Source organism: Dyadobacter sp. 3J3, from assembly GCF_009801115.1.
GTDB lineage: Bacteria > Bacteroidota > Bacteroidia > Cytophagales > Spirosomataceae > Dyadobacter.
In genome coordinates, this window is the sequence record NZ_VTOL01000010.1 from 175,580 (window position 1) to 201,478 (window position 25,899).

The following is a 25,899-nucleotide window of genomic DNA, read 5'->3' on the forward strand; positions in this document are numbered from 1 at the left end:
ATCAAATTTATAACATACGTTTTGACAAGTACTTTGATTTTTTGCTGCTTTCTGCCCTATATTTGAGCTCCAAAGAGCCACCTAGTATCTTAATTTAAAAATTATGTCAAAAAATCTGGTGATCGTAGAGTCACCGGCGAAGGCCAAAACCATAGAAAGTTATTTAGGGACAGACTTTATCGTTAAATCCAGTTTTGGGCATGTACGTGACCTTCCTGAACATGATATGGGTGTCGATGTAGACAATGGTTTTCAGCCGTCTTACGAAGTCTCAGGTGACAAGGTGAAAGTCATTAATGAGTTAAAAAAATTAGCAAAGGGCGCCGAAGTGTGGCTCGCAACTGACTCCGACCGTGAAGGGGAAGCCATATCGTGGCACCTCAAAGAGGCCTTAGGGTTGCCGGATGACACCAAACGGATCGTTTTTCGTGAAATTACCAAAACAGCTTTACAAAATGCCATTGCCACGCCCCGTGTTATAGATGTAGATCTCGTAAACGCACAGCAGGCACGCCGCATTCTGGATCGTCTGGTGGGTTATGAACTTTCTCCTATATTATGGAAGAAGATACGGATTGGTAAAACAAATCTTTCGGCAGGACGTGTGCAGTCGGTGGCAGTGCGTATCATCGTAGAACGTGAACGTGAAATAGATGCTTTCCGGACTAAGGGAAGTTTCAAGATCACGGCTCATTTTAATTTGGGAAATGGTAAAGTTTTAAATGCAGAATTGCCAAAAAACTTTGCGGAAGAAACGGATGCGCTGACATTTTTAGAGAAATGTATAAAGGCAACTTTTTCAATCAAGAATCTTGAAGTAAAACCTGCTAAAAAAACACCCGCACCGCCATTCACAACTTCTACTTTACAACAGGAGGCCTCTCGTAAACTTAGCTTTTCAGTGCTGCAAACCATGACGGTTGCACAAAGATTATACGAGGCTGGTAAGATATCCTATATGCGTACCGATTCGACGAATTTGTCGGAAGAGGCGATGGAAAAAGCCCGTGTTCAGATTACAACTGAATATGGTGACAATTTCTATAATAAAAGAGTTTTCAAAACCAAAAATGAATCGGCTCAGGAAGCTCACGAAGCCATTCGTCCAACGGACTTTTCTACCTTACAAGGCAGTGGAGACCGGAATGAACAACGCCTTTATGAACTGATATGGAAACGCGCCATTGCATCTCAAATGGCTGATGCTCAACTAGAAAGAACAACGGCAACGATTGGCATTTCTACAACAAATGAAGAGCTGGTCGCACAAGGTGAAGTTATCAAGTTTGAAGGATTTTTGAAGGTATACCTTGAATCGAATGATGATGAAGATGAGGAGCAAAAAGGAATGCTTCCTCCTTTGAATATCAATCAGATTCTTAACCTTTCGGATATGAAAGCGACGGAACGTTTTACACGTAACCCGCCACGTTATACGGAAGCGAGTTTGGTTAAGAAACTGGAAGAAATGGGAATTGGTCGCCCGTCCACATACGCGCCGACAATTTCTACCATCATAAGGAGAGAATATGTCATCAAGGAAGATCGTGATGGCACGGAGCGCGCGTTTAAGGAAATGACGCTTTCTAATGACGAAATAAAAAGTGTTGTTAATAAGGAAGTTTATGGGACTGAAAAGTCAAAATTATTCCCTACGAGTACGGGGATGGTCGTAAATGATTTCCTTGTCAACCACTTTAAAGATATCATCGATTACTCTTTTACCGCAAGTGTTGAAAAAGACTTTGACCATATCGCCGACGGACAACTCGCCTGGCAGAAAATGATCACGGACTTTTACACGCCTTTCCATAAAAAAGTAGACGAAGCAAAAGAAGAAGCGATTGACCGCAGCCTTACTTCAAGAGAATTGGGTGAAGACCCTGCAACGGGTAAGAAAATCACCGTACGTATCGGGAAATATGGACCTTACGTCCAGATCGGTGATGCGGAAGATGAAGACAAACCCAAATTTGCCAGCCTCAAAAAAGGTCAGCTGATGGAAAACATAACGTTGGAAGAAGCTTTCGAACTTTTCAAACTTCCTCGTACTGTTGGTCTTTTTGAGGATACTGAAATGATCGTGGCTGTGGGTAAATTCGGCCCGTATGTAAAACATGGCGGCAAATATTATTCGCTTGCCAAAACGGATGATCCCATGTCGGTTACGGAAGATCGTCTTGTTGAAATTATTGAAGTAAAGCGGGTTTCAGATAGTAACAAAACAATCAAGGAATTTGCAGAAAATCCTGATGTGAAAGTACTTAACGGACGTTACGGCCCTTATGTAGCTTTTGAAAAACGCAACCTGAAAATCCCCAAAGGAACAGAGCCAGCTGATTTGACCTACGAAGCGATTTTGCAGATAGCAGCTGATACGCCGGATAAACCAGCAGGAAGAGGTGGTTTCAAAAAAGCAGCACCAAAAGCAGCCGCAGTGGAAAAAACTCCGGCGGTGAAAAAGCCAGCTGCAAAGAAACCTGCGGCTAAAAAACCAGCCGCGAAAAAGGTGACTAAAAAAGACTAGTTGGATTGTTTGATATCTAAAGCTAAAAGCTAATCGCCAACAGCTAAAAACTATGAAAAAGCTCGTTGTTCTTTCAGGTGCCGGAATTAGTGCTGAAAGCGGAATTAATACGTTTCGTGACAGTGGCGGTTTGTGGGAAAATCACCGGATTGAAGACGTAGCGACACCGGAAGCCTGGCATAGAAACCAGGAATTGGTGTTAAATTTTTATAACGAAAGAAGAAAACAGGCGCTTTCTGTAAAACCAAATGCGGCACATTATGCCTTGGTTGAACTTGAAAAAACATATGACGTGCAGATTATCACACAAAACGTTGATAATCTGCATGAAATAGCCGGCTCCAAAAACGTCATTCATTTACATGGCGAACTCTTTAAGTCGGAAAGCACAAAAAATCCGGCCCTGGTTTATGACATGGATTCCTGGGAATTGAAAACAGGTGATTTGTGCGAACTGGGAAGCCAGCTCCGCCCACACATTGTATGGTTTGGAGAAGCGGTTCCAAAGATGGACATTGCTATTGATATCACAGAACAAGCTGATATTTTTGTGGTTATCGGAACCTCTATGGCTGTTTATCCAGCTGCTGGTCTTGTCCATTATGTTGGTTACAACATACCGATTTACATCATAGACCCAGCAAAGCCTGATATTAGCTTTAAGAAAAACATGACTTTTATTCAGGAAAAAGCGTCTGTCGGAATGGAAAAACTGAAAGAGCTTTTAGCTTTTAGCTTTTAGCTTTTAGCTTTTAGAAGAGTAGTAAGTAATCTCATTATACTCTTCATTAATGATTTAAAATTGAACCTTATACTTGTTAAATAAAAATGCAACTACTTGACGGAAAGGCTATTTCAGCCCAAATTAAGTCAGAGATAAAAATTGAGGTAGAAAACTGGATTGCTGCGGGTGGTAAAAAACCTCATTTGGCAGCTATTCTTGTGGGCCAGGATGGAGCGAGCGAAACCTATGTAGCTTCCAAAATCCGCAGCTGCGAGGAAATTGGGTTCACTTCTACCCTATTGCGTTTTGGACCGGAAACGACCGAAGCCGAACTTTTGGAAGCTGTCGAATCCTTGAACAAAAATCCTGATGTGGATGGATTTATTGTTCAGTTACCTTTGCCAAAACACATTTCGGAAAATACCATTATGGAAGCCGTTGATCCATCGAAAGATGTGGATGGTTTTCACCCGATTAATGTGGGAAGAATGTGTAAAGGACTTCCTGCATACATTTCGGCCACACCTTTCGGGATTCTGGAAATGCTTATTCGTGCTGGAATTCAAACTTCAGGAAAACATTGTGTGGTCATCGGTCGTAGCCAGATTGTAGGTTTGCCGATGAGTATTTTGATGCAACGCAATGAATATCCGGGAAACTGTACGGTAACGATCACCCACAGCAAAACACAAAATCTGAAAGAAATCTGCCAGACCGCCGATATTCTGATCGTGGCACTAGGGCGTCCTGAATTTGTTACAGCAGATTATATCAAAGAAGGTGCAGTCGTTATAGATGTTGGTATCACACGTGTTGAAGACGCTACCAAGAAAAGTGGCTTTGCGATTAAGGGTGATGTAAACTTTGCCGATGTTGCTCCAAAAAGCAGTTTCATTACACCCGTTCCTGGTGGAGTTGGTTTGATGACGATTTGTGGGTTACTTACCAATACTTTGAAGGCGGCGAGGAAAGAGATTTATAAGTAAAATATCTGACTATTCAGATCATTAAACATTTTAAAAGCCGAAAATTGAAGTCACCTTTCAATTTCCGGCTTTTTGTTTTTAAATTATTTTATTCAAATTTTGCATAATCGAACCCATTGATTTTTTAAACTTATTTTGTTTTATTACGTTTGAGTATAATAAACGCAAAGATTATGAATAAGTTGATTGTGGTCGAAACAAAAGAGGTTAACAAAATAAAAAGAGCTAAGTCCGAAATGTTTCAAAAAATGCTCGACGATAACAAAACGATACACCTGTATCTGGATGGAGAAATTTCTAAGGAGGAACTAGAATCTAAAGACATCAAATTTGTCAAACCCTTATAGTTATTCCTCGTCGGATAACCCAGACTCGACCGATACCCTATTTGTTACCGAATACGGAATAACGTATCTCATTTATCTAACCGATGCCTTTGGTTATTTTCCAGATTATCCCGAATTCAATTTTAAAATATTCATGTTTGGTTTTAAACCTGATCAAACACCGAATAAAAGTGATCCAAGAGTTAAGGATACTATTCTTGACTTTCTATCAAAATACTTCAATACCAAGCCAGATAACGCATTAATTTTTGTGTGTGATACATCGGATAACAGACAAGATGCTCGTTTTAAGATGTTTAATTCATGGTTTGATAAAAATACTAAAATATCTGTCTACAATTCTAGTATACTAAAAACTAACATCAGTTTTTGCGATGAAAATGATAGCAATTGTGCTCATGCTTCCTTAATTATCTCAGCGATTAATCCTTTATTAAGTGAAATTACAAGTGCTTTTCGGGAATTAGACGAGAGCTTTAAAGCAAAATATCAAGACGACTAAATGATTTATTTTTGTTATATCAAACAAAAAATAAACCATTTCGACTTGCTCAAATTAAATTTTGCTAAAAATTTTGTCATTTCTTTGTAACTTTCTCGCAAAGGTTATTTCATGAGCATCGTCAGCAATAATATAAAATATCTCCGTAGGCTTAATGGCCTTACACAAGAGCAATTTGCACGTAAAATTGCTATTAAAAGGTCTCTTTTGGGAGCCTATGAAGAAGCGCGCGCAAATCCAAATCTGACCAATCTCAAAAATATGGCAACCGCTTTTGGGATTACGGTAGATAATTTGCTAAAAAATGATTTGAGACGAATCCGCGAAACTCCTGATTTATCTTTGCCATTGAACGGTACCAGGCCTATGACGGTTTCGCATTCCGGATCTTCGGTGACGCCTCCGCGTATGCCCACGTACGCAGAACCGCAGCCGCTTTCCAAAATTATGGATAATTATCAGCAACCAGAGCCTTCAATCCGGGTTGTGGCCAGGCAGGTGACGCTTAAACCCGTTAATGGAAATTCATATCAGCCACCAATATCTCAGCCATCATACGCTCCTACTAATACGCCTCCCCCTCTTTTGAACTCGATCGATTCCAGAATGCCGGTTTTCAATAATCAATATGCGATAAATCAGGAACCTGCACCGAGCTATCGGGAAGAAAGAGCAACAAATTATCCTACAATTCAGTGGGTTAGTAAAAATCAATGGCTGGAATATATTGCTAATTATCAAAATCCGGCATTTCTTACACATTTACCTTCTTTTCAACTACCAAATTTACCGTCAGGTTATTACCGGGCTTTTGAAAGTGGGACGGATTTTGAATATCCAGGTTCTTTACTTGTTGGAACTTTTATTAGAAACTGGTATGAAATAAAGGATGGTTCAAATTATCTTTTCGTTCTTAAAAACCAGGGTTTTCTTTATCGAAAAGCATTTAATCAGGTCAAAACGAAAGGTACTTTGCTGTTAAGTTCTGATGTTTCTGGTATCCAGGAGCTGGAAGCTGCCTTACACGATGTTCTTGAAGTTTGGGAAGTTAAGGCTTTTATAAGCCTGCAATTGCCCAATCCTTCCCCAGCTATGGATCGGATCGGGCAATTGGTCGATGAGCTTCAAATTGAATTAAGTCGTACTAAACCGTTCGGCGGATTACCTTACTAATTTAGAAAACAAAGATTCAATCATTGGAAGATCTTTGCTTTTTGCTGTTGTCTCTACAACAGCCACACCTAGTTGATACCAAAGCTGGTCACCGGTGTAAATATATTTGCCACCTTTTTTAGGCTTGGTTTCCGAAGCATTTTCATAAACAAATTCGGCACGATAAACCGTGTCCATTACTTTTTGTAAAAATCCCCAATCCAGTAATTTATTAGTACCGCCGTTTTCACTCATCGTGAAAACCTTTGTAGCAAAAGAAGCTTTTAAAGCCACTTCACTCGTCGGCTCCGCATCAAGATCAAGATACGTTAATTCAAAAGGAAGTTCCCTGCCTGAAGTTTCCAGAATCGCCTGCATAAACTCTTGTAAGAAATATACCCAACGTTCCTTATCCACCGGATAAACGGTTACGCGTTTGTCATTTTCTTCAATTTCTATTTCAACAAAATCTTCAAATTCCTTCTCTTCGCGCTGACGGATAATTTTTGAAGATGTATATATCTTTTCGAATTCTTTGATCCAGTTGGCAGGAACTGCACCTTTCCAGCTAAAATCATCATCCATAGTAAATCCTTCATCCAGGATTTCGTCTTCTTCAAGATCCTCGCGATCCGTATATTTGATTGAAAAATCAACACTTAAATCATCCTCGGAAACCAACTGTAATTTCATTGTCTGAAAGTTAGCAAAAGGTGCAGGAACGACAGGCGCAGTTTGATAGCGAATGATGTAGAAACCGGGAATTTGAATATTTTTATCCATGTAAATAATATGTCAGGTATTAATTGAAAACGAACAAGTTGATAGATCCGCAGTTTACAGTTTTTGATCAAAAATTGTAAAAGCTGTACGACGTTTATCAATCTTGTCAGTCGGTGTTTTTATAAATTCGTCTACAAAGTAAACATGTTTTGGCGTTTCATAGGTTGAAATACCTTTTCTTATTTCGCTAATAAGTATTTGTTCCGATAAATTTTCTTCGGATTTCTGAATAATCAATATCAATTTCTGCCCCAGTAATTCATCCGTTTCAAACCAGGAAAAGAAATTATTTCCATAACCCAAATCGTAAAATATTCCGGCAACTATATCATCTACTTTATCCAAAATAATTTTGACACCTCCTGAATTAATCACATTATCAATTCTTCCAAGCCAGTTAAAAGTATTTTCAGATGTTATTTCGGCCAAATCATTTGTCTGGATCTTTTCTCCCTTTGTTACCGCCCCTGCAACAAACAGACATCCACGTTCATCCACTCCAAATTCAATTCCCGGCAAAACTTTATAATCCTTTTCAGTTTCATGACAATTAAGTTTTCTAAGCGCTACGTGCGAAACGGTTTCGGTCATACCGTAACTTTGATATACAGGAATCTGCAACAAATCAATTTGTCTTTGTAATTGAATACTAACCGGAGCGCCTCCCAACAGAATTTTCCCAAGATTCTGGATATGCTTATTCGTATTTTCATCCGCCAGAATCGTTGAAAGCTGCAAAGGAACCATAGCCACAAAATCGAAAACCGGATCTGCAAATTCAGATATTGGATTTGACGACGGTTCTACAATACTTAGCTCCCATTCCAGTTCCATGCCCCGAACCAGCATCATGATTCCTGCGATATAAGATACATTTAAACAGACCAAAGCCCGTGTTCCTTTTCCCAGATCAAGCGTCTGGCCAGTCATAAGCGCGCTGCTTATTAGCTGGTCTCGGTTTACTAAAATATCTTTTGGTGTACCCGTCGAGCCGGAAGTATGCAGTGTAAATTCAGATTTTCCATGCTGCCAGGCTATCATAAAATCGTATGCCTTACGGAAATACGGTTCTTCAGGAGGAGCTTGTGATTGTATTAAAGTTGCGTTTGTATTCCAAATCATTTTATTGCCAAATGGACCGATGTCCGAAAGTTATCATTTTGTTTTTGACGGAAAGATAAACAATCCGTAATTTCGCCAATTAGTTCGAATGATTGCTTCAAAACGACAGCGATCATTTATTTTCACTCATTCACAGATTGCTCATATGTCTAGTTCAATAAAATGGGAAACCATTAAAGAGTACAAAGAAATTCTCTTTACGCTGCACGAAGGAATTGCGAAAATAAGCATTAATCGCCCACAAGTTCATAACGCTTTCACCCCGCAGACTGTCACAGAAATGATTGACGCGATGCATATTTGTCGTGATGATACACGTATTGATGTGATCATTTTAACGGGAGAAGGTGGAAAAGCATTCTGTTCGGGTGGTGATCAATCGGTTCGCGGACATGGCGGATACATCGGCGAAGATCATGTTCCTCGTTTAAATGTGCTTGACCTCCAAAGAATGATACGCTCAATTCCTAAGGCTGTCATTGCGATGGTTGCAGGCTGGGCTATCGGTGGCGGACACGTTCTGCATGTTATTTGTGATTTATCAATCGCTGCCGAAAACGCTCGTTTCGGACAAACGGGCCCAAAAGTTGGAAGTTTTGACGGTGGTTTTGGGGCATCATATCTTGCCCGTGTAGTGGGACAGAAAAAAGCGCGTGAAATCTGGTTCCTTTGTGATCAGTATGACGCGCAGGAAGCTTTACAAATGGGATTGGTCAATAAAGTTGTTCCGTTGGAAGACCTTGAAACAACAACGGTTGAATGGTGTAAAAAAATCCAGCAAAAAAGTCCATTATCAATCCGTATGCTGAAAAGCTCTTTCAACGCAGAACTTGACGGCCAGGCCGGAATCCAGGAACTCGCCGGAAACGCAACGTTGCTATATTATCTAAGCGAAGAAGCCAAAGAAGGCCAAAGGTCTTTCCTTGAAAAACGCGAACCTGATTTCAGTAAATACCCAAAATTCCCATGATTTAGTTGAAAGTGGAGAGTTGAAGTTTGAAAGTGCGGTCTGATAATTGAAAAGATCTTGCCCCAACTGGAAATTATCAACTCTCCAAAATAAAGTTACTCAATAACCGGGCGGTATCCGCTTTCAACGCTCAACTATCCACTTTTAATAAAAAAAATGAACTACTGGCTTATCAAATCTGAACCTTTCAAATATTCATGGGACCACTTCGTTGAAGAGGGCAAATCGATGTGGGACGGGGTTCGCAGTTACGAAGCACGTAATAATATGATGGCGATGAAAGCCGGCGATCTTGCTCTTTTTTATCATAGCAATGAAGGAAAAGAAGTAGTAGGCCTGGCAAAGGTTTCGAAGGAACATTGGCCCGATCCTACCACAGAGGATGACCGCTGGGTGGTGGTGGAATTTGTTCCCGTCGAACGTTTCCCAAAAACCGTTACATTAGCACAAATAAAAGCAGACGAAAGTTTAAAGGATATGGCATTGATCCGTCAGTCCAGATTATCAGTAATTCCGGTTAAAGCAGAAGAATTTGATCATATTGTTGGATTAGCACATGCTTAAAAATCAACGTTTCCTTTACCTGGCAATACAGGTATTGTTTTGTTTTCTGATTATTTCTTACCGTGCATCCGCGCAGGTTGTAAAACGGATAGAACTCCCTTTACAAAACGCAAACGCAGCATTTCAAACAATGCCGTTGGGTGACAAAGGCGTTTTATTGATTTCAAAGCCAGATAAAGGAACGTACAATGTTCAAAAATTTGATACTAATCTTGACCGTGTCTGGTCAATAGACGGGCCAGTTGAATCCAATCTGGATTATGTCGCTTCCTGTTACGACGGGCAATCCGTTTTCCTTTTATTCAGTAAATACCGCAGCTCACTTTACCAGATCGTTAAGGTTAATATTGGCCCTGGTTTCGTGGAAACTTTCACAATCAATACGATTGACCGGTTTGAAATAACTGATTTTAAAACCTTAGGTTATGCCGTTTTTATGGCTGGAATGGTTCGGAATGAGCCGGTTTTAATCCATACAAATCTGACGACTTCTCAGACCCGTGTTTTGCCTACTGCAATTAAAGGTTCCAACGCCATCCAGACAGTTGAAGTAGACACGACGCATCATTTGGTCAATGTTTGTTTTGCAGTAAAAAAAGGCCGTCAAACAAAAATTGTAGCCCGCTCGTATGAAGAAACTGGCGAACTTTATGTGCAGGCATCCATTGACCCGGAAGACGATTATTCCTTATTAAGCGGCCGTTTGCAGATTCTGAATGATTCTGTACGAATGGTCATTGGAACTTATGGTTATCGTAATATGCAAAGTACGAGCAACGCTGCCTCGCAGGGACTTTACATTTCCAAAATCGTAAACGACGAAGTTGTTTTCACCCGTTATCACAGTTTTACGGATTTCAAAAATTTCTTCAATTATATGAATGAGCGCCAGCAGGAAAAAATAGAGCGTAAAATTCGTAAAAAGAAGGAAAATGGTGATGATCTAAAACTAAATTACCGACTTCTGGTACATGATATTGTTCCAAAAAACAATCAGTTTTTGTTGGTTGCAGAAGTTTTCTATCCTGAATATCGCTATCAGAATAATATGATGGGTGGCGGATTTGGTTATGGCTCAATGATGATGGGAGGTTATCCTTTTGGTGCCGGTTTATACAATCCATATTTATGGAATCCTATGTATGGTGGAATGCGCGGGTACAATAATCAGCAAGTTTTTGATGGATTCACGTATACACATGCAATCCTTGCAGATGTTGATCAAAATGGCAAATTGATCTGGGATAACAGTATCAGTTTTGACAACGTCAGAAGCATGGAGCTGCGTGAGAAAATAAAAGTTCAAGATGAGACAAATGGAACCACTCAATTAGTGTATAGCCACAATGGCGGAATACGCAGTAAAGTAATTAAAGGAAACCAGGTACTTGACAACAACCGCATCGTGGATAACAGTACCACGGTTGAAGGCGATAAAGTAAGAAAGACCAGCACGGATGATATTGATTACTGGTTTGATAATTTCTATATTGCCTGGGGCGAACAACGCATCAGTAACGCTCAGGGTGACGTCCAAACCCGTGGCCGACGAAACGTTTATTATTTAAATAAAATATCCTTTTAAGTTGTTGACAGTTAGCTTAAAGCAACGACATAATAGGTCGTTACAAAAGCCATTAACAATTTACCATTAATAATTAACCATTAAAAAGTGATACTTCTTTCACCAGAACAACATACAGAATATCAATTAATTGATACCGGAGGATTTGAGAAACTGGAACGTTTCGGGCCTTATATTCTTTCGCGTCCGGAACCACAGGCAATCTGGGATAAAACTTTGAGCGAGAAAGAATGGGCCGATAAATCCAACGCCGTTTTTAAACGTGATAAAAATTCGCAGGAAAAAGGACAATGGGTTTCCCAACCGGATATGCCGGATCGTTGGGTGATGCAATACCGGTCTGGTCCGCTGCATTTGCGTGCGAAACTGGCATTATCTTCTTTCAAACATGTGGGCGTGTTTCCCGAACAGGCTACTAACTGGGATTATATTGCCAGGAAAGTAAAACAAATTCCAGAGGATAAACCTAATGTTTTAAACCTATTTGCTTACACCGGCCTTGCTTCCCTGGCCGCAAAAGCATCAGGAGCAGACGTAACGCACGTTGATTCTGTAAAGCAGGTTATAAACTGGTCCAGAGAAAACATGGAACTGAGTGGATTGGATAATATTCGCTGGGTTGTGGAAGATGCGTTGAAATTTGTGAACCGGGAAGTTCGCCGTGGTAATCAATACAATGGGATTATTCTTGATCCTCCTGCCTATGGCCGTGGACCGGATGGAGAAAAATGGCTTTTGGAAGAAAACCTGAATGAGATACTTCGTCTTTGTGCTTTGTTATTAAAAAAGGAAAACTTCTTTTTTATTATCAATTTGTACTCATTAGGATTCTCGGCGCTGATTCTTGAAAACCTGATTAAAGCTCATTTTGGTGATCAGATTAATCATGAATTTGGTGAATTATTCATTCCTGATTCTTTTGGAAAAAAATTACCCTTAGGCGTATTTTCACGTTTTTCCGATCAAAAAATATAAAGTTCGAATAGTTTGCTGAAATTTGCTGTTGAATACTTTCAGGGTAATTCAACTGTTTGGTTGAAAGGAATTCTTTTTAAATGAAAAAATGCCGTTTCTTATTTTGTGTTCTAATACTTCTGGCAACCTTGTCGGGAAGTATATTACAATCATGTCAAAGTGATGCAAGAAACGCTACGCGCATACCTCCTACTGTCAAAAAAGCAAAAAAACAATGGCAGGAAGATGCATTGTTATCGTTGACCGACCTTATCAACCGCAATACAGATACCGATCTAAATTACTTTAAAAGAGCGAGGATTTATTTTGATCGAGAGCAATATTCTCTTGCGCTTGAAGATATTAACGAAGCAATTAATGAAAAGGATAATGTGGGGGAATATTTCCTCTTAAGAGGAAAAGTCAACCGGGAAATTGGAGAAATTGATAATGCTTTGGAAGATGCCGAGCGTGCAGAAGCTTTGCAGCAAAGCAGTCCGGATCTGTATATTCTGCTTGCAGACATTTTCCAGGTTAAGAATAAATTCCGGGAAGCTAATAAATATCTGGTGCAGGCAATGAAAATGGCTCCTTATGATGGTTCGGCTTATTATGTAAAAGGGATGTTGCTGGCCCGTCAGGGAGATTCACTGGCCAGTCTGGCTAATTTGAATAGCGCTATTTCCATGAATCCCCGTTTGATCCGTGCGTATCAGCAAAGCACTATTATTTACAGAAAATTGTTAAACTTTAATCAGGCACTTGCTTTTAATAACAAGGCCATAAAACGGTTTCCAAATAATGCCGAATTGTATTTTGAGCGAGGCGATATTTATAAAAATCTCTCAATAATTGATACAGCTCTGGTTTATTATCAAAAAGCCACCTCAATAAATCCAAAATTTGGGGAAGCATTCTTTCAAATCGGAGCTTTGGAAATAAAACAGAGAGGGTATTATGGCGCATTACTGGCTTTTCAAAAGTTAATACTGATTGATCCGAATCATCCTCAGATTAATTATCTTATAGCCTACTGTTATGAAAAATTAGGAAATGATGTTAAGGCAAAAGAGTATTTTACCTACGAAACTGCTAAAAATCCAGCCGACCAAATGGCCCTGAATGGCCTGTGGAGAGTAAAACAACGTGAAAACGGGCGATTGTTTCCTTCCTACTATCCGGAAGATGATGTTGAAATTGATTACAAGACATTGGATAGTTCGAGAGTGAAGATTGATATGATAAAACCGCGTGGAACCACAAATATGCGAATTGATTCCTCTCGAAATGCTAAAATTCAATAAATTTGTAAGAATTAAGAGTAATAGAATTATTTTTTGAATGAAAGACGAGTCTCTAATTAAAATAACCCTGCCCGATGGTAGCGTGCGCGAATACGAAAAAGGCATCACTGCCCACGGTATCGCGTTGAGTATCAGTGAAGGTCTGGCGCGTAATGTCATTGCGGCCAAAGTAAACGGCGAAGTGTGGGATCCTACGCGCGCCATTGAAAAAGATTCACTTGTAGTATTGCTCACATGGAATGATGAAGATGGAAAATCAACATTCTGGCATTCTTCCGCCCACTTATTGGCGGAAGCTTTGGAAGCACTATATCCAGGCGTTAAATTAGGTACGGGTCCCTCAATCGAAAAAGGATTTTATTACGATGTGGATCTTGGTGAAAACACAATCTCTTCTGATGATTTTCCAAAGATCGAAGCGAAAATGCTTGAACTGGCACGTCAGAAAAATGAATACAAACGTATTCCAATCAGCAAACAGGATGCTATTGATTTCTTTACCAAAAAAGGTGACGAATATAAGCTAGAATTGATTGACGGCCTGGAAGACGGATCCATCACGCTTTACGAACAAGGTGCATTTACAGATCTTTGCCGCGGACCACATATTCCAAATACAGGAATTATCAAAGCTGTGAAGCTGACCAATATAGCTGGCGCATACTGGCGCAACAAGCAGGAAAACAAAATGCTGACCCGTATTTACGGGATTACTTTTCCAAAACAAAAAGAACTGGAAGAGTATGTAGTTTTGATGGAAGAAGCAAAAAAACGTGATCACCGTAAACTGGGAAAAGAGCTAGAATTGTTCGCTTTCTCGGAAAAAGTAGGTCAGGGTTTGCCTTTGTGGCTTCCAAAAGGTGCCATGCTTCGTGAGCGTTTGCAGGCATTTTTGAGCAAAGCACAATCCCGTGCAGGCTATTTGCCGGTTGTTACTCCGCATATTGGTAGCAAAGAATTATACGTAACTTCTGGTCACTGGGATAAATATGGCAAGGATTCTTTCCAGCCAATTAAAACGCCAAATCCAGGAGAAGAATATTTGTTGAAACCAATGAACTGCCCGCATCACTGCGAGATTTATAAAACTTCACCGCGTTCTTACAAGGATCTGCCGTTGCGTTTCTCAGAATTCGGAACCGTTTATCGTTACGAACAAAGCGGAGAATTACACGGTTTAACACGTGTTCGTGGATTTACCCAGGATGATGCACACATTTTCTGTCGTCCGGATCAGGTGAAGGAAGAATTTATTCGTGTAATTGATCTTGTGTTGTATGTTTTCAAATCCTTGGGTTTTGAAGATTACAGCGCACAGATTTCACTTCGTGATCCTAACGACAAGCAAAAATATATTGGGAAAGATGAAGATTGGGAACGTGCTGAAAGTGCGATTATCGAAGCTTCTGCGGAACGTGGCTTAAACACGGTTACAGAACTTGGTGAAGCAGCATTTTACGGGCCGAAACTGGATTTCATGGTGCGTGATGCTTTGGGAAGAAAATGGCAGCTTGGAACAATCCAGGTTGATTACCAGCTTCCGCAACGCTTCGAACTTGAATATACAGGTTCTGACAACCAGAAACATCGCCCGGTAATGATTCACCGCGCGCCGTTCGGATCGATGGAACGTTTCATTGCGATTTTGATTGAAAGCACAGCGGGACAATTCCCATTGTGGCTATCGCCCGATCAGATTGCGATTCTGCCAATTTCAGAAAAGTACGCGGAGTATGCCGAATCAGTATTTGCGCAACTACAAGAATTTGATATCCGTGGTTTCATTGATCATCGTGACGAAAAAATTGGTCGCAAAATCCGTGATGCGGAAGTTACCAAAGTTCCTTTTATGTTAATCGTTGGAGAAAAAGAAGCTGCCGAAGGCAAATTATCGGTCAGAAGAAAAGGTGAAGGTGACTTGGGAAGCATGACAATTGAAGAATTTGCCACGTATTTTCAAAAAGAAGCAAAAATAATTGGATGATTTTACAATTTTTCTTATTATTCCCGTATTAACGCACTATTTTTGTCACAGCATTGTTAATTTTCTGATTTCCATCTAAAAAAACAAAAATCACCAAACCAAGTAATATGGCATTAAGACCCCCGAGTGGACGTTTCAGAGTAGTAGAAGAACCTTACAAAATCAATGAGCGTATCACAGCAAAAGAAGTTCGTCTGGTAGGCGAAAACATTGAAGCTGGCGTTGTAGATATAAATACCGCGAGAGCAATCGCAAAAACACAGAATCTTGATTTAGTTGAAATCGCACCTACCGCTGTTCCACCGGTGTGTAAAGTAGTTGACTATTCAAAATTTAAGTACGAGCAAAAGAAGAAACAGAAAGAAATTAAAGCAAAAGCTCAAAAAGTTGTCATCAAGGAGATCCGTTTCGGCCCTAACACTGATGATCATGATTTTGATTTTAAGCTTAAACATGCTATCAATTTCCTTAAAGAAGGTTCAAAAGTAAAAGCATACGTTCACTTTGTAGGTCGTACGATCGTTTTCAAAGAACGTGGTGTTAATTTGCTTAACAAGTTTTCAGAAGCACTAACCGAATATGGTAAAGTGGAAATGGAACCGAAACTTGAAGGAAAAAGAATGACAATTATTCTGGCTCCGTTGCCTCCGAAAAAATAGATTTTATTTAGCTGCTGGCTTTTAGCGATTGGCGTTTAGCTAATGTAAAACGTTCGAAGGTCACTGCTTGATTTAATAGATATATTTTTCTTTTTCAAGGAATAAAAAATCGTGTTAAAGACAATTGTCTTTAACACGATTTTTGTTTTACACTGAAATTCACTAATTTTGCGCGCTGTTTTATATTTTTTCAACTATTACTTTTTTGTATCATGCCTAAAATGAAAACCAATTCTGGTGCTAAAAAGCGTTTTGCGCTTACTGGTACTGGTAAAATTAAACGCAAACACGCGTTTCACAGTCACATTCTGACCAAAAAATCAAACAAGCGTAAGCGTGGATTGGTTAAAACAGGTCTTATTGATGTGTCTAACCACAAACAAGTATTGGCATTGCTTGCGAAGTAATTCGAAAAGCCAATAAAAATTCAAATACCATTTCGGTTTTTTGTTCAACCCGATAGCCGGCCTTTAAGTCCCACAATGGGCGCCGTCAATCAAAAACAGTTACTATTATGCCACGTTCGGTAAATCATGTTGCGTCACGCGCAAGACGTAAAAAAGTGTTAAAGTTAGCGAAAGGCTATTTCGGCCGTCGTAAAAATGTTTGGACCGTAGCGAAAAACGCCGTTGAGCGTGGATTGCAATACGCGTACAAAGGCCGTAAACAAAAGAAACGTAACTTCCGCGCATTGTGGATCCAACGTATTAACGCTGGAGCACGTTTACACGGATTATCATATTCTGCTCTTATGGGTAAAATTAATGCAAAAGGCATTGAGCTAAACCGTAAGGTACTTGCCGATTTGGCAATGAATCACCCGGATGCATTTAAAGCAGTCGTTGATCAGGTTAAATAAAACAGCAACCCGCTTCGGCGGGTTTTTTTATGTTTAGTTGTATCGTTACTTTTAGCACAATTATTGTCTAAGCTATATACAACTAATCGAATTAATCATGCTCGACCAACTTCTAAGCCTTGTTCAGGAACATTCGCAACAAGCAGTAGTACAAAACCCGGAAATCCCGAATAGTCAGAATGCAGAGGTGATGCAGACTATAACGCAATCAATTACCGGAGGCCTTCAGGATCACGCACAATCAGGAAATATTCAGGGAATTATGGGACTTCTTTCCGGAAAAGATACCGGAGGAGGCATCATGAACAACCCAATCGTAGCTTCAATCGCAGGAAATGCTGTTTCTGCAATCATGCAAAAATTTGGTCTTAGCAACAGTTCCGCGGGAGGAATTGTTTCATCAGTACTTCCAGGCGTTTTAGGAAGCCTAATTAATAAAACAAGCAATCCCTCAGACAATAGTTTTGATTTCAATAGTGTTATTGGAGGTTTGCTTGGTGGTGGAGGAGCCACAGCAGCATCTGCGGCAGGTGCAGCGAGTTCAGGATTCGATTTCAATCAGATCGGTTATGCCCTGGCTGACGGAAAACTGGATATGAATGATGTGATGTCTATTGGAAAAAGCTTTATGGGTGGAGGAAATAACAACGCTGCCACTCAAAATCAACCAAAAGAAGAAGGTTTTGATTTGGGTGGAATGCTTGGCGGTCTGTTTGGAGGCAAATAATATTACGAAAAGATAAATGAAAAGCGGTGTGTCAGGAATTATTCCCGACACACCGCTTTTTTGGCTTAAAAAAACATCTAATATTTCTTCTTCCAGCAAAAGATAACCTAAATTTAACAAGCCGAAAATCAGAAGCGTGGTACTTTAGCAAAAATTTCAGGTACTACTGAGAGTGATTTCCCAAACCCGTTAAATTTTACCCATGGACTCAAGAAGAGAATTTATCAAAAAGGCCGCAATGCTATCTGGTGGAGCTGGTCTTTTCAGTGTACTACCTACTTCTATTCAAAAAGCATTAGCCATAGACCCCAAAGCAGGAACGACTTACCTGGACGCGGAACATGTGGTGATCCTGATGCAGGAAAACCGTTCTTTTGACCACTGTTATGGCTCCCTTCGGGGCGTCAGAGGATTTAATGATCCGAGGGCAATAACCTTACCAAACAAAAATCTTGTGTGGCTGCAAACTAATGCGGCTGGTGAAACCTATACTCCATTTCGCCTAAATATGAGAGAATCCAATGCCACGTGGATGGGCTCCCTACCCCACTCATGGCCAAATCAGGTGGATGCAAGAAACGGAGGAAAGTATGACAAATGGCTGATCGCTAAACAGGCGGGGCACAAGGATTATACAAAAATGCCGCTGACTCAGGGTTTTTACAACCGTGAAGATATACCGTTTTACTACGCACTTGCTGACGCATTTACGGTTTGCGACCAAAATTATTGCTCTTCACTAACCGGAACTACACCCAACAGACTTTTCTTATGGACCGGAACTGTGCGTGAAAAACAAAATCCAGAGGCCTATGCAAATATTCGCAACGAGAATGTTGATTATGACAAAGAGGCCAGCTGGACTACATTTCCGGAAAGATTGGAAGATAATGGTGTATCATGGAGAATATATCAGAATGAGATCAGTTTGACATCCGGTTTTGAAGGCGAAGAGGATTCGTGGCTGTCAAACTTCACCGATAATCCGATCGAGTGGTTTAGCCAGTATCACGTGCGCTATGCGACAGGATTTCAAAAATATCTTAAAGAACAATCAGGAAAGTTACCTAAGGAAATTACAGAACTCGAAACGAAAATTAAAACATTAACTGTTTCGGGAAAAGAGATTGACGCTGCAAAAAAGTCCCTGACAGAAAAACTTGAATTACAAAAAATCGTAACGAAAGAAATGGCAGAGTGGACTCCGGAAAACTTTGCAAAATTGTCCCAAAGAGAAAAAAATATTCACCAAAAAGCATTTACTACCAATATAAACGACCCGGATTACCGTGAGATTTCCAGCTTAAAATATCACGATGGACAAACTGAAAGAGAAACAAAACTTCCAAAAGGAGATGTTTTACATCAGTTTAGAGATGATGTAAAAACCGGAAAACTTCCAACGGTATCCTGGCTTATAGCTCCTGAGAATTTTTCAGACCACCCAACATCTCCCTGGTATGGCGCCTGGTATGTATCCGAGGTTATGGATATTTTGACAAAAGATCCCGAGGTTTGGAAAAAAACCATCTTCATTCTGTGTTATGATGAAAATGATGGATATTTCGATCACGTTCCACCTTATGTCGTTCCAAATCCATATAAAGAAGATACCGGAAAAACATCGGAAGGGATTGATACCAAAGTTGAATTTGTGACTTTGGAACAGGATATGAAGAAAAAATCAAAAAGGGAATCGCGTGAAAGTCCGATAGGATTAGGTTTCCGTGTTCCACTTTTGGTTGCTTCGCCATGGAATCGTGGAGGAAGTGTTTGTTCTGAAATTTTTGATCATACTTCGGTGATCCAGTTTTTGGAAAAATTCACCAGCCATAAATCCGGCAAAAAAATTGAAGAAACAAATATTAGTACATGGCGGCGGACTATTTGTGGTGATTTAACTTCGACTTTCAAACCTTACGACGGCAAAAAAATACCACTGCCAACTTTCATCGAGCGCGATACTTTTATCGAAGGAATCCATAATGCAAAGTTTAAAGCACTTCCAAATGGATACAAATCACTTTCAGCTGAGGAAGTTGCAAAAATAAACCAGGATCCCGCTTCTTCCCCCCATATGCCACAACAGGAAAAAGGGACAAGACCAGCCTGCGCCCTTCCGTATGAACTTTATGTAGATGGGAATTTAAGCTTTGACAAAAAATCGTTTAATCTCAGCTTGAAATCGGGTAACCAATTTTTTGGAAAAAATTCGGATGGCGCACCCTTTATGGTTTACGCGCCTGGAAAATATCAGGATGAGCATGTAAAAGTCTGGAATTACGCTGTAAAGGCAGGTGATACTCTTCGGGACTCTTATCCAGTTGAAAACTTCGAAAATGGCAATTATCATCTGCGCGTTTATGGCCCGAATGGCTTTTTTCGTGAATATCTTGGAAATGCAAACGATCCGCTTATTGAAGTCAACTGTGCATATCAGATAGATAAAAATAATAAACCTACTGGAAATCTTGAAGTAAGAATCAAGAACCTGGATACAAAAAACAAGCATTCTGTCGAGATTATTGACAATGCGTATAAAGCGGCTATGCAAACCAAAGTGCTGGATATAGCCACTTCAAAAGGTTCTGCATCTGTCATTATTATCAATCTTGAAAAGAGTTCCAATTGGTATGATGTCAGCTTGAAAATTGCCGGATTTAAATCAATGGAAAAGAGATTTGCAGGACATGTTGAAACTGGTAAAGAAAGTGCAAGTGACCCGCTCATGGCCAGAATAATAGCCTAAATTTTAGTGGTAACCGGAATGTCACAGCCGGTTACCACTAAATAATTAAATTTCTAATTGGCATGGTTTAATCTTATTTTTGGATGAAATAGAATATTTCAAATTTAATCCAGACATCAATGAAAAAACTTTTAGCCATCACAATCCCGCTTTTGATTCTGCTTATTTTACCTAAGACGACAATTGCAAAAGAAGTTCTTTTAATTAATGAAATCGTTGCATCAAACAATAACGGTCTTACGGATGCAACCGGTGCTCACGAAGACTGGTTTGAAATCTACAATCCAACGGACCATTTAATTGATATTGCCGGGTATTTTTTAAGCGATAAGGCAGCTACTCCCAACAAATACCAAATGCCCACAGGAAGTAGTCTCACGAAAATTCCCTCAAAAGGTTTTATCATCATCTGGGCAAGCAGCGCACCGGCAAGGGGCGCACTTCATGTATCCTTCAGTTTGTCCGCCTCAGGTGAAGACGTGGTAATTTCCTCTCCTGAATTAGAAACAATTGACGCAGTCACATTCGGTGCTCAGCAAACTGATGTTTCTTACGGTCGCAGTCCGGATGGAAGTACCAACTTTGTGAATTATTCAACCTCATCTCCAGGCAAAAGTAATGCAACAGGTACTACGCAGCTACCCACGCTGGAACCGCCCGTATTTTCTGCTTCATCAGGTTTTAAGAGTTCAGGTTTTGCTTTAACAATTACCCATCCAATGGATGGTGTTACCATACGGTATTCATTGGATGGATCAGATCCGCAAAACAACAACAATCTAAATTTCTGGGCATATAAAAACAAGTACAACGAAAACGGTACTCCTGACCAGGAGTCACAGGCTATGGGCGTTGGTCAAGGACTTTCTACCGACGGCTTTTCTTCCACGGTATACCAGAATCCAATATCTATCACAGACCGATCTACCGCAGATAACAAAGTTTCCCTCAAAAATTCAACATTCACAGTCAATCCACAAGTACCATCCGGGAAAATATATAAAGGTACTGTGGTTCGGGTCAAGGTATTTAAAAGTGGATATAACCCCAGCGAAACGGTTACCAAAACTTATTTTATAAATAACGGAGGAGCTTCAAAATATCCGGTTCCTGTCCTTTCACTGGCTACTACCGAAACTTCCCTTTTTGAATATAATACAGGTATCTACACTCCCGGTATTACTTTTGACAAGTTTAGAGCCTCCAACCCTACGACACCTGCAAGTGTTTGTACTTTTGCCAACTTCTCATGGGCCGGTGATGATTGGCAGCGTGATGGAAATATTGAATATTTTGACAATAACAACCCGGTTCTAAATCAACAAATTGGTTTTCGTTTACATGGTGGATGTACCAGATCATTGAGACAAAAAACACTGCGTCTTTACAGCGATACAGAATTTAACTATTCAATTTTCCCTGAAAACCCTACCTTATATCCTAAAAGAATATTGCTAAGAAACTCAGGAAATGACACTCCCCTTACCATGCTCCGGGATTCTTATTTCCAGAATCTGGTAAGACATCTCCCTTTTGACACACAGCTATCCAGGCCTTCTATTCTGTTTATTAATTCGGAATATTGGGGAATTCATAATATTACCGAGCGTTACGACAAATTTTATCTCAAGAAAAAATATGATATTAATGAAGATAAGGTTGATATTATATCGGTTGAAGGATCAGAAGTCGAAGAGGGAGACATTACAAAATACAACGAGTTCCTGAATTTCGTCAACAACAATTCTCTTACTGTTGAAGCAAATTACAATACATTAAAAACGATCATTGATCTGGAAAATTATACCGATTACCAGATCTCGGAAATTTACAGCGGCAATGGGGACTGGCCGTTCAAAAACATGCGTTTGTGGAGATATAAAACGGCAAGCTATGATCCAAACGCATCTTTTTATGAAGACGGCAGATGGAGATGGATGTTGTTTGATACGGATCTGAGTATGTCTGTCCCCAGCGGCAATTCAATTCCCGGAGCCATGAATGCACCTGCGGCAGGTCCTATGGCGATTGTACTGAAAAAGCTTTTGGAAAATTCTGATTATAAAATCTATTTTACCAATCGTCTGGCTGATCTTTTGAATACAACATTTTTGCCATCACGTGCTTCTGCCCTACTGGATCAGATAAAGGCACAATATACGCCATTAATGCCTGATCATATTGCGCGTTGGGGTGCGCCGGGTGATATGAACAACTGGAACCAGAATGTTGATGTGGTTAAAAATTTCGTTCTTCAACGCCCCCCTTTTTACAGGGACCATGTCCGCACGTTATACGGAACTGCTCTGGCCAACTTTAATCTTACCGTTGATGTATCTGATGCGGGGCAAGGTTATGTAAAAATTAATACCATCGACATACTACCAACAACCATAGGTATTCCGGGCACAGCCTATCCCTGGACAGGCATATATTTCCAGACAATTCCAATAAAACTAACTGCGGTTGCAAAAACTGGTTTTCACTTCCTTCGCTGGGAAGACAAAAATGGTGTTAGCACCACGGATCCCGTACTTACTGTAACGTCTGCGACAGATGCATTAAATTACAAAGCCTTTTTTTCTTCCGGTGCGTTGCCGGTAGCACTTAAATTCTTTGATGCAAAAAAAGATGAGAATAAAGTCAAGGTAAGATGGGAAACAACGTCAGAAACAAATAATGACTATTTTGAAATTGAACGTTCAGCAGATGTAAAGAGCTGGTCATCGATTGGCCTGGTTAAAGGATTTTCTAATTCAAAAGTCCATCAGATCTATCAGCTGACTGACGAACAACCTTTTCCTAATCTTAATTATTACCGTTTGAAGCAGGTTGATCTGGACGGTAGCTTAACTTATTCCAGAGCAGTTGCCGTTGATATGGGAATTTTTAACCTGACCAACTTATGGCCAAATCCGGTTTCTGAAACTTTGAATATATCGCTGGATCAGTTGCTTCCCTGGACTAAATATTCAATTACTGACATAAATGGCACAATTGTAAGCTCAGACAAAAAAGTAATGACATCTAACGTAATCCAAATTCCGGTTTCAAAACTGAGAACAGGAATGTATATTATCCAGCTAACCAATAGTGAAGGCCGAACCGAAAGTGTCAGATTTGTTAAGCAGTAACCACATTACGATCAACTTACAAGGCTTCCTGGTACGACCAAATGAAAATAATTAACGCATTGTTATTCAGCAAATTAATATAATATAATTTTTAGTGCCATGCAGAGATATAATGAATTTATATTTTTCGCATGGCACTAAAAGTTTAATCCTTCTCTTCAAAAAATCAATAAATAATGCCGTTTGCAGACAAATATTAAGGCTGTCAAAACTGACACTTTGTCACTGCAATTATTAATTTGTATCGTCTGGTACGGGCTTTTTAAAGAGTAATGAAACACGACATGAAATTGAGAAAGCTCATAGTCGAAAATCTGAATCAAATATTTAACTTTAATATATAACAATGGGAAAAATTATTGGCATAGACTTAGGAACCACGAACTCCTGCGTAGCTGTCATGGAAGGTAATGAGCCTGTCGTAATCGCAAATAGCGAAGGTGCTCGTACGACTCCTTCCGTGGTTGCATTTATGGATAATGGCGAACGTAAAGTAGGTGCGCCTGCCAAACGTCAGGCAATCACCAATCCCAAGCATACGATTAGCTCCATCAAGCGTTTCATGGGTAAAAAATATGACGAGGTTTCCAGTGAAATGAAAACCATCGCATACAGTGTTGAAAAAGGTCCAAACAACACACCACGAATTCCAATTGGAGATCGCTTATACACTCCGCAAGAAGTTTCTGCATTCATTTTGCAAAAAATGAAACAAACTGCTGAAGATTATTTAGGGGTAGAAGTAACAGAAGCAGTCATTACTGTTCCGGCTTATTTCAATGATGCTGAACGTCAGGCTACCAAAGAAGCAGGTCAAATTGCTGGTTTGGATGTAAAACGTATCATAAACGAACCAACTGCTGCTGCCTTGGCTTACGGTCTTGACAAACAGCATATCGATATGAAAATTGCTGTTTTCGATTTAGGTGGTGGTACGTTTGACGTATCGGTACTTGAATTGGGAGACGGAGTTTTCGAAGTAAAATCAACTGACGGTGATACGCACCTTGGTGGTGATGACTTTGACCAGGTAATTATCAACTGGCTTGCTGCCGAATTTAAAACGGATGAAGGTGTAGATCTTACAAAAGATCCTATGGCTTTGCAGCGTTTGAAAGAAGCTGCTGAAAAAGCAAAAGTTGAATTGTCAAGCTCAACACAAACGGAAATCAATTTACCTTACATTTTCCCGGTAGATGGTATTCCTAAACACCTTGTTCGTTCATTGACTCGTGCCAAATTTGAACAATTGGCAGACAGCTTGTTCCAACGCATGATGGAACCTTGCAAGAGAGCGATGAAAAACGCAAATTATTCAAACAGTGATATCAGCGAAGTTATTCTTGTAGGTGGATCAACCCGTATTCCTCGTGTTCAGGAAGAAGTTGAGAAATTCTTTGGAAGAAAACCTTCGAAAGGTGTTAATCCTGATGAAGCTGTTGCCGTTGGAGCTGCAATTCAAGGTGGTGTATTAACAGGTGAAGTGAAAGATGTTCTTTTGTTAGACGTTATTCCTTTGTCTCTTGGTATCGAAACTTTGGGTGGTGTTTCTACAAAATTGATTGAAGCTAACACGACTATCCCTTCCAAGAAAACGGAGGTATTCTCAACGGCTGCTGATAACCAGCCTTCTGTTGAGATCCACATCTTGCAAGGAGAACGTCCTTTGGCGAATCAAAACCGTACTTTGGGCCGCTTCCATTTATCTGATATTCCACCAGCACAACGCGGTACTCCTCAAATTGAAGTAACGTTTGACGTTGATGCAAATGGTATCCTGCATGTTTCTGCAAAAGATAAAGGAACCGGAAAAGAACAAAAAATCCGTATTGAAGCTTCAAGTGGATTAACAGACGCTGAAATCAACCGTATGCGTGAAGAAGCGAAAGCGAACGAAACAGCGGATAAAGCGGAACGTGAAAAAATTGAAAAGATTAATAGTGCAGACAGTCTGATTTTCTCAACGGATAAACAGTTGAAAGAATTCGGAGATAAATTGTCTGAACCAAATAAAACTGCAATTGAAGGTGCTCTTGCTGAATTGCGTACAGCACACCAGACTCAGGATTTGGCTGCTATTGATTCTTCAATGGAAAAACTTAACGCTGCTTGGCAGGCTGCGTCCCAAGAGATGTATGCTCAGGGAGGCGAAGGTCAGCAAGGCGCTCCTAACCCACAGGGAAATGGAGAGGCCAGCGAAAGTACTGGTGCGGAAGACGTAACAGACGTGAATTTCGAAGAAGTAAAATAAGGAATATGAATTAAAA

21 protein-coding genes are annotated in these 25,899 nt (G+C 40.1%); 19 read left to right on the top strand and 2 right to left on the bottom strand.

Features of this window, described 5'->3' with window-relative positions; all coding sequences use genetic code 11:
* Positions 1–103 precede the first annotated feature (103 nt).
* The 6 genes from topA (at position 104) to FZF08_RS21805 (ending at position 6,259) form a co-directional block, all read left to right on the top strand.
* A complete protein-coding gene (gene topA, locus FZF08_RS21780) occupies positions 104–2,527 on the top strand; it encodes a type I DNA topoisomerase (protein WP_159473246.1) in 2,424 nt (807 codons plus the stop codon).
* A 52-nt stretch (positions 2,528–2,579) separates the two neighbouring features.
* On the top strand, positions 2,580–3,269 hold the full coding sequence (locus FZF08_RS21785; RefSeq protein ID WP_159473249.1) for an NAD-dependent deacylase: 690 nt from the start codon (positions 2,580–2,582) through the stop codon (positions 3,267–3,269).
* 86 nt (positions 3,270–3,355) lie between these two features.
* On the top strand, positions 3,356–4,237 hold the full coding sequence (locus tag FZF08_RS21790; protein ID WP_159473252.1) for a bifunctional 5,10-methylenetetrahydrofolate dehydrogenase/5,10-methenyltetrahydrofolate cyclohydrolase: 882 nt from the start codon (positions 3,356–3,358) through the stop codon (positions 4,235–4,237).
* Between the two features lie 173 nt (positions 4,238–4,410).
* A complete protein-coding gene (locus FZF08_RS21795) occupies positions 4,411–4,584 on the top strand; it encodes a hypothetical protein (RefSeq protein WP_159473255.1) in 174 nt (57 codons plus the stop codon).
* Positions 4,585–4,717: 133 nt separating this feature from the next.
* Positions 4,718–5,086: a DUF6169 family protein gene (locus FZF08_RS21800; protein ID WP_159473258.1), complete on the top strand. Its 369-nt coding sequence runs from the start codon at positions 4,718–4,720 to the stop codon at positions 5,084–5,086.
* A 111-nt stretch (positions 5,087–5,197) separates the two neighbouring features.
* Positions 5,198–6,259, top strand: coding sequence for a helix-turn-helix domain-containing protein (locus FZF08_RS21805; protein WP_159473261.1), 1,062 nt, complete (start codon positions 5,198–5,200; stop codon positions 6,257–6,259).
* Here the strand turns inward: FZF08_RS21805 and FZF08_RS21810 are convergent.
* Complete coding sequence (locus tag FZF08_RS21810) at positions 6,248–7,021, bottom strand: hypothetical protein (RefSeq protein WP_159473264.1); 774 nt, start codon at positions 7,019–7,021, stop codon at positions 6,248–6,250. The genes FZF08_RS21805 and FZF08_RS21810 overlap by 12 nt on opposite strands.
* Positions 7,022–7,075: 54 nt before the next feature.
* A complete protein-coding gene (locus tag FZF08_RS21815) occupies positions 7,076–8,143 on the bottom strand; it encodes an AMP-binding protein (protein WP_159473267.1) in 1,068 nt (355 codons plus the stop codon).
* A 145-nt stretch (positions 8,144–8,288) separates the two neighbouring features.
* Here FZF08_RS21815 and menB point away from each other — a divergent pair, with 145 nt between their 5' ends.
* The 13 genes from menB (at position 8,289) to dnaK (ending at position 25,883) form a co-directional block, all read left to right on the top strand.
* Positions 8,289–9,113 (top strand): 1,4-dihydroxy-2-naphthoyl-CoA synthase, encoded by an 825-nt coding sequence (gene menB, locus FZF08_RS21820; RefSeq protein WP_159473270.1) that lies wholly within the window; start codon positions 8,289–8,291, stop codon positions 9,111–9,113.
* A 156-nt stretch (positions 9,114–9,269) separates the two neighbouring features.
* Complete coding sequence (locus FZF08_RS21825) at positions 9,270–9,677, top strand: EVE domain-containing protein (protein ID WP_159473291.1); 408 nt, start codon at positions 9,270–9,272, stop codon at positions 9,675–9,677.
* Positions 9,670–11,262, top strand: a complete 1,593-nt coding sequence (locus FZF08_RS21830; protein WP_159473294.1) for a hypothetical protein — start codon at positions 9,670–9,672, stop codon at positions 11,260–11,262. The genes FZF08_RS21825 and FZF08_RS21830 overlap by 8 nt, the downstream gene beginning before the upstream one ends.
* Positions 11,263–11,349: 87 nt before the next feature.
* Positions 11,350–12,237, top strand: coding sequence for a class I SAM-dependent methyltransferase (locus tag FZF08_RS21835; protein WP_159473297.1), 888 nt, complete (start codon positions 11,350–11,352; stop codon positions 12,235–12,237).
* Positions 12,238–12,317: 80 nt separating this feature from the next.
* Positions 12,318–13,520: a tetratricopeptide repeat protein gene (locus tag FZF08_RS21840; RefSeq protein WP_159473300.1), complete on the top strand. Its 1,203-nt coding sequence runs from the start codon at positions 12,318–12,320 to the stop codon at positions 13,518–13,520.
* 37 nt (positions 13,521–13,557) lie between these two features.
* Positions 13,558–15,504 carry a threonine--tRNA ligase gene (gene thrS, locus FZF08_RS21845; protein WP_159473303.1) on the top strand — a complete coding sequence of 649 codons (1,947 nt, stop codon included), beginning with the start codon at positions 13,558–13,560 and terminating at the stop codon, positions 15,502–15,504.
* A gap of 107 nt (positions 15,505–15,611) precedes the next feature.
* Positions 15,612–16,163: a translation initiation factor IF-3 gene (gene infC / locus FZF08_RS21850; RefSeq protein WP_137343244.1), complete on the top strand. Its 552-nt coding sequence runs from the start codon at positions 15,612–15,614 to the stop codon at positions 16,161–16,163.
* Between the two features lie 212 nt (positions 16,164–16,375).
* Complete coding sequence (gene rpmI / locus FZF08_RS21855) at positions 16,376–16,570, top strand: 50S ribosomal protein L35 (protein WP_159473306.1); 195 nt, start codon at positions 16,376–16,378, stop codon at positions 16,568–16,570.
* Positions 16,571–16,677: 107 nt separating this feature from the next.
* A complete protein-coding gene (gene rplT / locus FZF08_RS21860) occupies positions 16,678–17,022 on the top strand; it encodes a 50S ribosomal protein L20 (RefSeq protein WP_137343242.1) in 345 nt (114 codons plus the stop codon).
* Between the two features lie 97 nt (positions 17,023–17,119).
* A complete protein-coding gene (locus FZF08_RS21865; RefSeq protein ID WP_200837149.1) occupies positions 17,120–17,749 on the top strand; it encodes a DUF937 domain-containing protein in 630 nt (209 codons plus the stop codon).
* 202 nt (positions 17,750–17,951) lie between these two features.
* Positions 17,952–20,498, top strand: coding sequence for a phosphocholine-specific phospholipase C (locus FZF08_RS21870; protein WP_159473309.1), 2,547 nt, complete (start codon positions 17,952–17,954; stop codon positions 20,496–20,498).
* Between the two features lie 119 nt (positions 20,499–20,617).
* Positions 20,618–23,632 carry a CotH kinase family protein gene (locus FZF08_RS21875; RefSeq protein WP_159473312.1) on the top strand — a complete coding sequence of 1,005 codons (3,015 nt, stop codon included), beginning with the start codon at positions 20,618–20,620 and terminating at the stop codon, positions 23,630–23,632.
* A gap of 346 nt (positions 23,633–23,978) precedes the next feature.
* Positions 23,979–25,883 carry a molecular chaperone DnaK gene (gene dnaK / locus FZF08_RS21880; protein WP_159473315.1) on the top strand — a complete coding sequence of 635 codons (1,905 nt, stop codon included), beginning with the start codon at positions 23,979–23,981 and terminating at the stop codon, positions 25,881–25,883.
* Positions 25,884–25,899 lie beyond the last annotated feature (16 nt).

Bases quoted from the DNA above. Each gene is read 5' to 3' on its own strand.
- FZF08_RS21785 (WP_159473249.1), top strand. From the start codon at position 2,580: ATGAAAAAGCTCGTTGTTCTTTCAGGTGCCGGAATTAGTGCTGAAAGC.
- FZF08_RS21840 (WP_159473300.1), top strand. From the start codon at position 12,318: ATGAAAAAATGCCGTTTCTTATTTTGTGTTCTAATACTTCTGGCAACC.
- FZF08_RS21810 (WP_159473264.1), bottom strand. From the start codon at position 7,021: ATGGATAAAAATATTCAAATTCCCGGTTTCTACATCATTCGCTATCAA.
- rpmI (WP_159473306.1), top strand. From the start codon at position 16,376: ATGCCTAAAATGAAAACCAATTCTGGTGCTAAAAAGCGTTTTGCGCTT.
- thrS (WP_159473303.1), top strand. From the start codon at position 13,558: ATGAAAGACGAGTCTCTAATTAAAATAACCCTGCCCGATGGTAGCGTG.
- FZF08_RS21790 (WP_159473252.1), top strand. From the start codon at position 3,356: ATGCAACTACTTGACGGAAAGGCTATTTCAGCCCAAATTAAGTCAGAG.
- FZF08_RS21815 (WP_159473267.1), bottom strand. From the start codon at position 8,143: ATGATTTGGAATACAAACGCAACTTTAATACAATCACAAGCTCCTCCT.
- FZF08_RS21865 (WP_200837149.1), top strand. From the start codon at position 17,120: ATGCTCGACCAACTTCTAAGCCTTGTTCAGGAACATTCGCAACAAGCA.
- FZF08_RS21805 (WP_159473261.1), top strand. From the start codon at position 5,198: ATGAGCATCGTCAGCAATAATATAAAATATCTCCGTAGGCTTAATGGC.
- dnaK (WP_159473315.1), top strand. From the start codon at position 23,979: ATGGGAAAAATTATTGGCATAGACTTAGGAACCACGAACTCCTGCGTA.
- menB (WP_159473270.1), top strand. From the start codon at position 8,289: ATGTCTAGTTCAATAAAATGGGAAACCATTAAAGAGTACAAAGAAATT.
- FZF08_RS21795 (WP_159473255.1), top strand. From the start codon at position 4,411: ATGAATAAGTTGATTGTGGTCGAAACAAAAGAGGTTAACAAAATAAAA.
- FZF08_RS21825 (WP_159473291.1), top strand. From the start codon at position 9,270: ATGAACTACTGGCTTATCAAATCTGAACCTTTCAAATATTCATGGGAC.
- FZF08_RS21800 (WP_159473258.1), top strand. From the start codon at position 4,718: ATGTTTGGTTTTAAACCTGATCAAACACCGAATAAAAGTGATCCAAGA.
- rplT (WP_137343242.1), top strand. From the start codon at position 16,678: ATGCCACGTTCGGTAAATCATGTTGCGTCACGCGCAAGACGTAAAAAA.
- FZF08_RS21875 (WP_159473312.1), top strand. From the start codon at position 20,618: ATGAAAAAACTTTTAGCCATCACAATCCCGCTTTTGATTCTGCTTATT.
- infC (WP_137343244.1), top strand. From the start codon at position 15,612: ATGGCATTAAGACCCCCGAGTGGACGTTTCAGAGTAGTAGAAGAACCT.
- FZF08_RS21870 (WP_159473309.1), top strand. From the start codon at position 17,952: ATGGACTCAAGAAGAGAATTTATCAAAAAGGCCGCAATGCTATCTGGT.
- topA (WP_159473246.1), top strand. From the start codon at position 104: ATGTCAAAAAATCTGGTGATCGTAGAGTCACCGGCGAAGGCCAAAACC.
- FZF08_RS21830 (WP_159473294.1), top strand. From the start codon at position 9,670: ATGCTTAAAAATCAACGTTTCCTTTACCTGGCAATACAGGTATTGTTT.